17 protein-coding genes are annotated in these 9528 nt (G+C 62.2%); all 17 read left to right on the top strand.

Going from position 1 to position 9528, the window contains the following annotated elements; all coding sequences use genetic code 11:
- The first annotated feature begins 17 nt into the window (after positions 1-17).
- Positions 18-266, top strand: a complete 249-nt coding sequence (rpsQ, locus tag ACIQ42_RS11180) for a 30S ribosomal protein S17 (protein WP_397402001.1) — start codon at positions 18-20, stop codon at positions 264-266.
- Positions 267-278: 12 nt separating this feature from the next.
- Entirely contained in the window at positions 279-647 is a 369-nt protein-coding gene (gene rplN, locus ACIQ42_RS11175; RefSeq protein WP_293353406.1) for a 50S ribosomal protein L14, read from the top strand.
- A complete protein-coding gene (gene rplX, locus ACIQ42_RS11170; RefSeq protein WP_397401999.1) occupies positions 647-961 on the top strand; it encodes a 50S ribosomal protein L24 in 315 nt (104 codons plus the stop codon). Before rplN ends, rplX begins: the two co-directional genes overlap by 1 nt.
- Positions 954-1520, top strand: coding sequence for a 50S ribosomal protein L5 (gene rplE / locus ACIQ42_RS11165; protein ID WP_397422264.1), 567 nt, complete (start codon positions 954-956; stop codon positions 1518-1520). Before rplX ends, rplE begins: the two co-directional genes overlap by 8 nt.
- Positions 1521-1539: 19 nt before the next feature.
- Entirely contained in the window at positions 1540-1845 is a 306-nt protein-coding gene (gene rpsN / locus ACIQ42_RS11160) for a 30S ribosomal protein S14 (protein WP_397401995.1), read from the top strand.
- 12 nt (positions 1846-1857) lie between these two features.
- Positions 1858-2253 carry a 30S ribosomal protein S8 gene (gene rpsH, locus ACIQ42_RS11155; RefSeq protein WP_397401993.1) on the top strand — a complete coding sequence of 132 codons (396 nt, stop codon included), beginning with the start codon at positions 1858-1860 and terminating at the stop codon, positions 2251-2253.
- A 1-nt stretch (position 2254) separates the two neighbouring features.
- Positions 2255-2788: a 50S ribosomal protein L6 gene (gene rplF, locus ACIQ42_RS11150; protein WP_397422263.1), complete on the top strand. Its 534-nt coding sequence runs from the start codon at positions 2255-2257 to the stop codon at positions 2786-2788.
- Between the two features lie 3 nt (positions 2789-2791).
- A complete protein-coding gene (gene rplR / locus ACIQ42_RS11145; protein WP_397422262.1) occupies positions 2792-3154 on the top strand; it encodes a 50S ribosomal protein L18 in 363 nt (120 codons plus the stop codon).
- 10 nt (positions 3155-3164) lie between these two features.
- Entirely contained in the window at positions 3165-3749 is a 585-nt protein-coding gene (gene rpsE, locus ACIQ42_RS11140) for a 30S ribosomal protein S5 (RefSeq protein ID WP_397422261.1), read from the top strand.
- 4 nt (positions 3750-3753) lie between these two features.
- Positions 3754-3933: a 50S ribosomal protein L30 gene (gene rpmD / locus ACIQ42_RS11135; protein WP_397401985.1), complete on the top strand. Its 180-nt coding sequence runs from the start codon at positions 3754-3756 to the stop codon at positions 3931-3933.
- Between the two features lie 103 nt (positions 3934-4036).
- Positions 4037-4525 carry a 50S ribosomal protein L15 gene (gene rplO / locus ACIQ42_RS11130; protein ID WP_397422260.1) on the top strand — a complete coding sequence of 163 codons (489 nt, stop codon included), beginning with the start codon at positions 4037-4039 and terminating at the stop codon, positions 4523-4525.
- Between the two features lie 149 nt (positions 4526-4674).
- Entirely contained in the window at positions 4675-6021 is a 1347-nt protein-coding gene (gene secY / locus ACIQ42_RS11125) for a preprotein translocase subunit SecY (RefSeq protein WP_397422259.1), read from the top strand.
- Positions 6022-6086: 65 nt separating this feature from the next.
- Positions 6087-6650: an adenylate kinase gene (locus ACIQ42_RS11120; RefSeq protein WP_397422258.1), complete on the top strand. Its 564-nt coding sequence runs from the start codon at positions 6087-6089 to the stop codon at positions 6648-6650.
- Between the two features lie 287 nt (positions 6651-6937).
- The gene (rpsM, locus tag ACIQ42_RS11115; RefSeq protein ID WP_397401977.1) at positions 6938-7306 is read left to right on the top strand and encodes a 30S ribosomal protein S13; all 369 of its coding nucleotides are present in this window, start codon (positions 6938-6940) and stop codon (positions 7304-7306) included.
- A gap of 15 nt (positions 7307-7321) precedes the next feature.
- The gene (gene rpsK, locus ACIQ42_RS11110; protein ID WP_397401975.1) at positions 7322-7711 is read left to right on the top strand and encodes a 30S ribosomal protein S11; all 390 of its coding nucleotides are present in this window, start codon (positions 7322-7324) and stop codon (positions 7709-7711) included.
- Between the two features lie 73 nt (positions 7712-7784).
- The gene (locus tag ACIQ42_RS11105) at positions 7785-8801 is read left to right on the top strand and encodes a DNA-directed RNA polymerase subunit alpha (RefSeq protein ID WP_397422257.1); all 1017 of its coding nucleotides are present in this window, start codon (positions 7785-7787) and stop codon (positions 8799-8801) included.
- A 183-nt stretch (positions 8802-8984) separates the two neighbouring features.
- Entirely contained in the window at positions 8985-9404 is a 420-nt protein-coding gene (gene rplQ / locus ACIQ42_RS11100) for a 50S ribosomal protein L17 (RefSeq protein WP_397401971.1), read from the top strand.
- Positions 9405-9528: the final 124 nt, after the last annotated feature.

The following is a 9528-nucleotide window of genomic DNA, read 5'->3' as shown; positions in this document are numbered from 1 at the left end:
CTGAGGAGCGACGACAGATGCCGAAACGAATTCTAGAGGGCGAAGTCGTCTCCGATAAGGGCGACAAGACGATTGTGGTGAAGGTCGAGCGTACCTTCCTGCATCCGGTGCTGAAGAAGACCGTCCGTCGGTCGAAGAAGTACCACGCCCATGACGAAGCCAATGCCTGCAAGGTCGGAGAGAAGGTTCGCATTGTTGAATGCGCGCCGAAATCGAAGACGAAAACCTGGGAAGTGCTGCCTGTCGGCGGCGCGGCCCAAGCGTAAGGATCGACCCCTATGATCCAGATGCAAACTAACCTGGACGTCGCTGACAACTCTGGCGCCCGCCGGGTCATGTGCATCAAGGTGCTGGGCGGCGCGAAGCGCCGTTATGCCGGCGTCGGTGACAAGATCGTCGTCTCTGTAAAGGAGGCGATCCCGCGTGGCCGCGTGAAGAAGGGTGATGTGCTGCAAGCCATCGTCGTTCGGACCAGCTCGGCCATCAAGCGCAAGGATGGTTCGGTCATCCGCTTCGACAAGAACGCGGCCGTGATCGTCAACAAGCAATCCGAGCCGATCGGCACGCGGATTTTTGGCCCGGTTCCCCGTGAACTGCGCGCCAAGAACCACATGAAGATCATCTCGCTCGCTCCTGAGGTGCTGTAATGGCAGCCAAGATCAAGAAGGGGGACCGCGTCGTGGTCCTCACGGGTAAGGACAAGGGCCGTCAAGGCGCTGTCCTGAAGATCCTGCCCAAGGATAACCGCGTCGTAGTGGAAGGCCTGAACATGGTTCAGCGTCATACCCGTCCTTCGCAGGCTGATCCGCAAGGGGGCATCAAGCACAAGGAAGCGTCGCTCCACCTGTCGAACGTGGCGATCGTGGATTCCAACGGCAAGGCCACCCGCGTCGGCTTCCGCGTGGACGGCGACAAGAAGGTCCGCGTCGCCAAGACGACCGGCGAGGTGATCCATGGCTGAGCAAGCTTATGAACCGCGACTGAAGTCCGAGTATCGCCAGCGCATCCGCGCGGCGATGAAGGAGCAATTCGGCTACACCAACGAGATGCAGATCCCCAAGCTGGACAAGATCGTCATCAACATGGGCGTGGGCGAGGCCGTTGCGGACTCCAAGAAGATCAATTCGGCGATGGGCGACCTGGCGAAGATCGCCGGGCAGAAGCCGATCGCGACCAAGGCCCGTACGTCCATCGCCGGCTTCAAGCTGCGTGAAGGCATGACGGTGGGCTGCAAGGTCACGCTCCGCAAGGATCAGATGTACGAGTTCCTCGACCGTCTGATCACCATCGCATTGCCACGTGTGAAGGACTTCCGGGGCCTGAAGCCCACGTCCTTCGATGGTCGCGGCAACTACGCCATGGGTCTGAAGGAACACATCGTGTTCCCGGAGATCAATTACGACCAGATCGACCAGATCTGGGGCATGGACATCATCGTCACCACCACTGCGAAGACCGATGACGAAGCCCGCGCGCTTCTCAAGGAATTCCAGTTCCCGTTCGTTCAGCAGCAGCAATAGCGGCGGGAAGGAAAAGCACATGGCCAAGAAAAGCGCCGTCAACCGCAATGAGCGGGTCAAGGGTCTGGTCAAGCAATACGCTGCAAAGCGTGTGGCCTTGAAGAAGATCGCCAACGACGAGAACCTGCCGCTGGAGGAGCGTTTCGACGCACGCCTCAAGCTGGCTGAGCTTCCGCGCAACTCGTCAAAGACGCGGATTCGCAACCGTTGCGAAGTCACCGGCCGCCCGCGCGGCTATTATCGCAAGCTTCGTATGAGCCGGATTTCGCTGCGTGACCTCGGGTCCGCGGGTCTGATCCCCGGCCTCGTCAAGTCGAGCTGGTAAGGGAGGTTCCAGATGGTCAACGATCCCATCGGCGATCTCATCGCCCGCATCAAGAACGCAGCCGCCCGCGGCCGCTCGAAAGTCCTTACACCTGCCTCGAAGATGCGCGCGCGCCTCCTCGATGTGCTGGCTGATGAGGGCTACATCCGCGGCTACCAGCTGGTGCAGAAGCCAGGCGCGTTCCCGGAGTTCGAGGTCGAGCTGAAGTACTTCGATGGCGCGCCGGTCATCGTGGAAATCGCTCGTATTTCCAAGCCCGGTCGCCGCGTCTATTCGTCGATCAAGGACCTGAAGCCCGTCAAGAACGGTCTCGGGATCTCGATCCTGTCGACGCCGAAGGGCGTTATGTCGGACACGGCCGCGCGGGACGCGAACGTGGGCGGCGAAGTCCTCTGCCGGGTCTACTAAGATGTCGCGTATTGGAAAGAAGGCAGTCGCCGTCCCCACCGGGGTCACGGTGACCATCGACGGCCAGACAGTCACCGTGAAGGGCCCCAAGGGTCAACTTTCCTGGACGGTGGCCGAGGAAATCGAGGTCAAGCAGGAAGGCGGGGAGCTCACGCTCTCCAAGCGCCAGGACACCACGCGCGCTCAGGCGATGTGGGGTCTCTCCCGTACCCTGGTGGCCAACATGGTCCACGGCGTCACCGAAGGGTTCGAGCGTACGCTTGAACTGGTTGGCGTCGGCTATCGCGCTGCGATGAAGGGCACTGCGCTCTCCATGCAGCTTGGCTTCAGCCACGACGTGGACATCCAGGCGCCGAACGGCGTCACGTTCGCCGTGCCGAAGCAGACCGAAGTCAAGATCTCGGGCATCGACAAGCAGGTCGTTGGCGAGATCGCCGCACAGATCCGCCGCATCCGTCCGCCGGAGCCCTACAAGGGCAAGGGCGTCCGCTATCAAGGCGAGACGGTGCGTCGCAAGGAAGGCAAGAAGAAGTAGGCCATGGCGCTCTCTCCTCGTGACTCCACACTCCGCCGCGCGTCGCGCGTTCGTAACCGCCTCAAGAAGGTGGCCAATGGGCGTCCGCGTCTGTCGATCTTCCGTTCGGCGAAGAACATCTATGCCCAGGTTATAGACGACGTTCAGGGTGTGACCCTGGCGGCGGCTTCGTCGCTGGAAGGCGGCAAGGCGGACAAGGCCAAGGGTTCCGACAAGGACGCCGCCGCGCGCGTCGGCGCTCTCGTGGCGCAACGTGCGATGGAAAAGGGCGTCAAGGACGTCGTTTTCGATCGTGGCGGCTACCTCTACCATGGCCGGGTCAAGGCCCTGGCCGACGCCGCGCGCGAAGCCGGCCTGAATTTCTAAGGAAAAGATCATGGCTCGCAGAGACGAACAGCGTGGCGGCGGTCGCAATCGCCAAGAAGAAGAGCGCGACAGCGACATCGTCGAGAAGCTGGTGCACATCAATCGTGTCGCCGCGACCGTCAAAGGTGGTCGTCGCTTCTCGTTTGCCGCCTTGATGGTGGTGGGTGATCAGAAGGGCCGCGTCGGTTTTGGACATGGCAAGGCCCGTGAAGTGCCGGAAGCCATCCGCAAGGCGACCGAAGAAGCCAAGAAGACGATGATCCGGGTTCCGCTCCGCGAAAGCCGCACCCTGCATCACGACGGCAACGGCCGTTGGGGCGCAGGCAAGGTGATGGTCCGTTCGGCGCCCCCGGGCACCGGCGTCATCGCCGGCGGTCCGATGCGCGCGGTTCTGGAAACCTTGGGAGTTCAGGACGTGGTCGGCAAGTCGGTCGGCTCCTCCAACCCCTACAACATGGTGCGCGCCACCTTCGAAGCCCTGAAGGCCCAATCCTCGCCCCGCCAGATTGCGGCGAAGCGTGGGAAGAAGGTCTCGGACGTTATGGGTCGTCGCGCCGACGCCGCTGCGGCTCAGGCCGCGGATGTGGAAGGTTAGAAGCATGGCCCAGATCACCGTTCGTCAGACCGGCAGCCCGATCCGCCGTACCAAGGACCAGCGCGCGACGCTGGCCGGCCTCGGCCTGAATAAGGTTGGTCGCGTCTCGACCCTGGAAGACACCCCGTCGGTTCGCGGCATGGTGGCCAAGGTCGCGCACCTGCTGGAGGTTGTGGAGGGCTAGACTCCATGACCTGGGCCCTGCGGGGCCCATTGGCCTTTCAGGGCCAGTTTTTATCAAGCCGAGTCGGGAATACTCCCGGCGCCAGATCTCCAAGGAGAGGCACATGACCAAACTCAACGATCTCGCCCCGCGCGAGGGCTCCACCAAGAACCGTATGCGCGTCGGCCGTGGCCCGGGTTCGGGCAAGGGCAAGACCGCCGGCCGGGGTGTGAAGGGCCAGAAGGCTCGCTCGGGCGTGTCCATCCATGGCTTCGAAGGCGGCCAGATGCCGCTGCACATGCGCATGCCCAAGCGCGGCTTCACCAATCGCAATCGTCTGGACTTCGCCGAGGTCAACCTCTGGCGTCTCGAGCAGGCGATCGCCGCCGGTAAACTCGACGCCAAGGCGCCAATCGACGCTGACGTCCTGCTTGAGGCCGGCGTCATTCGCCGCGCCAAGGATGGCGTGAAGCTGCTGGCCAAGGGGGAACTGACGTCGAAGCTCACCCTGACGGTCTATTCGGCTACGGCGGCTGCACGTGCGGCTGTGGAAAAAGCTGGCGGTACGCTCACCACCACCAAGGTGGAAGCCGCCGAAGAGGCCGCAGCCTAGGTAAAGTGGGGTCGGGCTCGCTATCGGGCTCGACGCACCTTATCTGATCGTCTCAAGAAGGCTTACGGTCCGCAGGATCGGAGCGTTGTGAGCGGCGAGGGCGGATATTTTTCCCGTCCCGGCGCTCCAGATGCCAGGGGAATTGCTGAATGGCTTCGGCCGCAGAACAGCTCGCCGCAAACATGAATTTCGGGTCCTTCGCGAAGGCCACCGAACTTCACAAGCGCATCTGGTTCACCCTGATGGCGATGGTCGTCTATCGCCTGGGCACCTATATTCCGATCCCGGGCATCGACCCGGTAGCCTTCCAGGCCGCATTCTCGGGCCAGGCCAAGGGTATCCTTGGCATGTTCAACATGTTCTCCGGCGGCGCTGTCGAGCGTATGGCCATCTTCGCCCTGAACGTAATGCCCTACATCTCGGCGTCGATCATCGTCCAGCTGATGGGCTCGGTCTATCCGCCGTGGGAAAAGCTGCGCAAGGAAGGCGGGGAGGCGGGGCGAAAGACGCTAAACCAGTATACTCGCTATCTCACCGTCGTGCTGGCCGTAATGCAGAGCTTCGGTATTGCCGTAAGCTTGTCGCAGAGCCCGGGCCTGGTGGAAAACCCCGGCCTGTTCTTCATCGTCGCAACGGTCGTGACGCTCACCGGGGGCACCATGTTCCTGATGTGGCTGGGCGAACAGATCACCAGCCGGGGTGTCGGCAACGGTATCTCGCTGATCATCTTCGCCGGTATCGTGGCGGTGCTGCCTCAGTATATCTTCCAGTCCCTGGAGCTGACCCGCACCGGCGCGATGAATGTAGGCGCGCTGTTCCTGATGGTGGTGCTGGTCATCGTGGTGACCGTCGCCATCGTGTTCATGGAGCGCTCGCAGCGCCGCCTGCTGGTGCAGTATCCAAAGCGCCAGCAGGGAAACCGGATGGTGGGTGGCGATACCTCGTTCCTGCCGCTTAAGATCAACACTTCGGGCGTAATCCCGCCGATTTTTGCCTCGTCGCTCCTGTTGCTTCCGGCCACCGTCATGGGTTTTGCCGCGACGGCGGATCTACCGGAATGGCTGCAGTGGATGCCAGGGATTGTCGGCCAGCTTCAACACGGGCAGCCGTTGTTCATGGTGCTGTACGGCGCACTGATCGTCTTCTTCTGCTTCTTCTACACCTCCGTAGTGTTCAATCCCGATGATACGGCTGAGAATCTTCGCAAGTACGGCGGCTTCCTGCCGGGCATTCGTCCCGGCAAGCGCACGGCGGAATATCTGGATTTCGTGCTGACGCGACTGACGGTGATAGGCGCGGCCTACATCACCCTGGTCTGCTTGTTGCCCGAAGCCATGATCGGTTTCATGAACATCCAGTTCTATATGGGCGGTACGTCTCTGCTGATCGTGGTCAGCGTCACGATGGACACCGTTGCCCAGATCCAGTCGCATCTGCTGGCGCACCAGTACGAAGGACTGATTAAGAAGTCGAAGCTGAGGGGCGGGCGCCGCTGAAGCCCGGCCCTTGGGTGACGTTGCGGGACGGCGCCATCAAGAGCGTCGCGGTGGGGAGCTAACCGATGAACCTGATTCTGTTCGGGCCGCCTGCGGCGGGGAAGGGCACCCAGGCCAAGCGTCTGGTCGAGGGCCGCAATATGGTCCAGCTGTCTACCGGCGACATGCTGCGCGCTGCTATCGCTTCGGGCTCTGAACTGGGCCAGCGGGTGGCCGGCATCATGGAGCGCGGTGAGCTGGTCTCTGACGCCATCGTCATCGAACTCATCGAACAACGCCTGCCGGAGGCGGAGGCGGCCGGCGGGGCGATCTTCGACGGCTTTCCACGTACGCTTCCACAGGCAGAGGCTCTGGACCAGATGCTGGCCAGTCGCGGGCGCAAGATCGACCTGGTGCTCCGGTTGAAGGTGGACGACGACGCACTGAAGGCCCGCATCGCTGGTCGTTTCGCCGAATCCGGCCGTCCCGACGACAATCCGGAAAGTTTCGTCGTACGGTTGAACGCCTATAACCAGCAGACCGCGCCGCTGCTGCCGTACTACAAGAACCAGGGCAAGCTGGTTGAGCTGGACGGGATGGGAGCTATCGACAGCGTCGCGGCTGCGGTCGATGGCGCGCTGGACAGCTGATTCGAGCCGTTCCCTTCGGTGATTGCGATTCACTTGAACTCATGCTTCTCTTTGGCGTCTGCGGCGTACAGCGTCGACAGCCCCGGCACACGTATGGAACCTTGCGGGTCCGCGGGTGATGCAATTCGTTCACATTTGGCTGTTTCCGCCATTGACGGAGACGCGCCGATCCCTATAACGGTGCGCTTCCGCGAAAGAGCGCGAGGGACGTGTCGGCCTATGCCTTCGGGCTTTTGGGGTCGTCGCGCCGTTCGCGCTTCTCTTGCGTGATCAGGAGAACTACCCACGTGGCTCGTATTGCTGGCGTCAACATACCTACGAACAAGCGCGTTGTGATCGCGCTGCAGTACATTCATGGCATCGGTCAGGCGAAAGCCCGTGAGATCGTCGCCAAGGTCGGCATCGATGACGCCCGTCGCGTCAATCAGCTGTCTGACCAGGAAGTGCTGCAGATCCGCGAGACCATCGACCGCGACTACATGGTCGAGGGCGACCTGCGTCGCGACACCTCGGTCAACATCAAGCGGCTGATGGATCTCGCCTGCTATCGCGGCCTGCGTCACCGCAAGGGCCTGCCGGTTCGCGGCCAGCGTACGCATACCAACGCCCGCACCCGCAAGGGCCCCGCCAAGCCGATCGCCGGCAAGAAGAAGTAAGAGAGCGTATCTCCGATGGCTAAGGAACCGGCGCGCGTAAAACGTCGCGAGCGAAAGAACATTACGTCGGGCGTGGCGCATGTGAACGCCTCGTTCAACAATACGATGATCACCATCACCGACGCTCAGGGGAACGCGATCTCCTGGTCCAGCGCTGGTTTGATGGGTTTCAAGGGGTCGCGTAAGTCGACGCCCTATGCCGCCCAGATGGCGGCCGAGGACGCCGGTCGTAAGGCCGCCGAGCACGGTGTGCGCACGCTGGAAGTCAACGTCTCGGGCCCCGGCTCAGGTCGTGAGTCCGCGCTGCGCGCTCTGCAATCGGTGGGTATGACCATCACTACCATCCGGGATGTGACCCCCATCCCGCACAACGGCTGCCGCCCGCCCAAGCGCCGGCGCGTCTAGTCGTCCGAACTACAATCCCTGACGCCGGTTCGCGGTAATGCGGCCGGCGATCCTGCGTTCTCGAGGGACACACGTGATCGAAAGAAACTGGAACGAGCTTATCCGTCCCGAGAAGCCGCAAATCGAGCTCGGCGCTGACGCTACCCGCAAGGCGCGTCTGGTGGCCGAACCACTCGAGCGCGGGTTCGGCGTGACCCTGGGCAATAGCCTGCGGCGCGTGCTTCTCTCCTCGCTGCAAGGCGCGGCTGTGACCGCGGTGCAGATCGACGGTGTGGTTCACGAATTCTCGTCGCTGGAAGGCGTGCGGGAAGACGTGGTCGACATCGTTCTCAACATCAAGCAACTGGCGTTGCGCATGCATGCCGAGGGCCCGAAGCGTATGACGCTGCGCGCCAACGGTCCGGGCGCCGTGACGGCCGGCCAGATCGATGCGCCGTCGGATATCGAGATCCTCAACCCCGACCACGTGCTGTGTACGCTGGACGAGGGCGCTCAGATCCGCATGGAGTTCACGGTCCAGACCGGAAAGGGTTATGTGCCCGCCGAGATGAATCGTCCCGAAGACGCGCCGATCGGCCTGATCGCCGTCGACGCCCTCTATTCTCCGGTGCGCCGTGTGGCTTATCGCGTCGAGCCGACCCGTCAGGGCCAGAGCCTCGACTATGACAAGCTGATCATGGACCTGGAAACGAACGGTGCGGTCAGCCCGGTGGACGCCGTGGCCTACGCCGCGCGTATCCTTCAGGACCAACTGCAGATCTTCATCACCTTCGAAGAGCCGAAGAAGAAGGTCGAAGGCGAGGCCAAGCCGGAATTGCCGTTCAACCCGGCGCTGCTGAAGAAGGTAGACGAGCTTGAGCTTTCCGTCCGTTCGGCCAACTGCCTGAAGAACGACAACATCGTCTACATCGGCGACCTGATCCAGAAGACCGAGGCGGAGATGCTCCGTACCCCGAACTTCGGACGCAAGTCACTCAACGAGATCAAGGAAGTTCTCGCCGGGATGGGTCTCCACCTCGGTATGGACGTGCCCAACTGGCCGCCCGAGAACATCGAAGAGCTCGCGAAGAAATTCGAAGACCAGATGTAGGAAGTTTTCCCGCCGGTTCCGGGCCGCTTCATGCGGTCTGGGTCTGTTGAAGCCGCAACAGCGGTGGAGGACCCCGGCGGTTCGTATTGACCCGGTCAGGAGCAGACTGGGACTTGGTTAGGCAGGGCGTTTTCCGGAATATAGGGAGCGTCCCATGGGTCCAGGTGGCCCGGGAGATATGAGATGCGTCACGGTAAAGCCCACCGCAAACTGGGGCGTACATCCGCCCACCGTACGGCCATGTTCGCGAACATGTCGGCGAGCCTGATCAAGCACGAGCAGATCGTCACCACCCTGCCCAAAGCCAAGGAACTTCGCCCGTTCGTCGAGAAGCTGATTACGCTCGGCAAGCGCGGTGATCTGCATGCACGCCGCCAGGCCATCAGCCAGGTGCGCGACGTGGAACAGGTGGGCAAGCTGTTCGCCGTTCTGGGTCCGCGCTACGCGGAGCGTAACGGCGGCTACATTCGGGTGCTGAAGGCTGGCTTCCGCCACGGCGACAACGCGGCCATGGCCGTGATTGAACTGGTCGACCGTGATCCGTCCGAAAAGGGCAAGGATAGCGGCCCCACCGCCGAGGCCGGCTTCGGCGGCGACGCGTAGATCTTAGACCCGTCACTGATCTGACAAACCCCGGAAGCGTGCTTCCGGGGTTTTTGATTTGCACGCCTGTCATGGAGTGCGGCTAAACCTAACCTATGCTTCGCCTGGTTTATTTCGGCTGGAT

It is taken from the genome of Phenylobacterium sp., assembly GCF_044372605.1.
GTDB lineage: Bacteria > Pseudomonadota > Alphaproteobacteria > Caulobacterales > Caulobacteraceae > Phenylobacterium.
The sequence above is the reverse complement of the archived record's forward strand: the minus strand, read 5'-3'. Positions and strand labels throughout refer to the sequence as shown.

What these genes read in the sequence shown, in the direction of transcription:
- rplO (WP_397422260.1), top strand. Translation starts at nt 4,037, where the DNA reads ATGACCAAACTCAACGATCTCGCCCCGCGCGAGGGCTCCACCAAGAAC.
- rplF (WP_397422263.1), top strand. Translation starts at nt 2,255, where the DNA reads ATGTCGCGTATTGGAAAGAAGGCAGTCGCCGTCCCCACCGGGGTCACG.
- rpsE (WP_397422261.1), top strand. Translation starts at nt 3,165, where the DNA reads ATGGCTCGCAGAGACGAACAGCGTGGCGGCGGTCGCAATCGCCAAGAA.
- rplX (WP_397401999.1), top strand. Translation starts at nt 647, where the DNA reads ATGGCAGCCAAGATCAAGAAGGGGGACCGCGTCGTGGTCCTCACGGGT.
- rpsK (WP_397401975.1), top strand. Translation starts at nt 7,322, where the DNA reads ATGGCTAAGGAACCGGCGCGCGTAAAACGTCGCGAGCGAAAGAACATT.
- rplN (WP_293353406.1), top strand. Translation starts at nt 279, where the DNA reads ATGATCCAGATGCAAACTAACCTGGACGTCGCTGACAACTCTGGCGCC.
- rpmD (WP_397401985.1), top strand. Translation starts at nt 3,754, where the DNA reads ATGGCCCAGATCACCGTTCGTCAGACCGGCAGCCCGATCCGCCGTACC.
- rplR (WP_397422262.1), top strand. Translation starts at nt 2,792, where the DNA reads ATGGCGCTCTCTCCTCGTGACTCCACACTCCGCCGCGCGTCGCGCGTT.
- ACIQ42_RS11120 (WP_397422258.1), top strand. Translation starts at nt 6,087, where the DNA reads ATGAACCTGATTCTGTTCGGGCCGCCTGCGGCGGGGAAGGGCACCCAG.
- rplQ (WP_397401971.1), top strand. Translation starts at nt 8,985, where the DNA reads ATGCGTCACGGTAAAGCCCACCGCAAACTGGGGCGTACATCCGCCCAC.
- rpsN (WP_397401995.1), top strand. Translation starts at nt 1,540, where the DNA reads ATGGCCAAGAAAAGCGCCGTCAACCGCAATGAGCGGGTCAAGGGTCTG.
- secY (WP_397422259.1), top strand. Translation starts at nt 4,675, where the DNA reads ATGGCTTCGGCCGCAGAACAGCTCGCCGCAAACATGAATTTCGGGTCC.
- rplE (WP_397422264.1), top strand. Translation starts at nt 954, where the DNA reads ATGGCTGAGCAAGCTTATGAACCGCGACTGAAGTCCGAGTATCGCCAG.
- rpsQ (WP_397402001.1), top strand. Translation starts at nt 18, where the DNA reads ATGCCGAAACGAATTCTAGAGGGCGAAGTCGTCTCCGATAAGGGCGAC.
- rpsH (WP_397401993.1), top strand. Translation starts at nt 1,858, where the DNA reads ATGGTCAACGATCCCATCGGCGATCTCATCGCCCGCATCAAGAACGCA.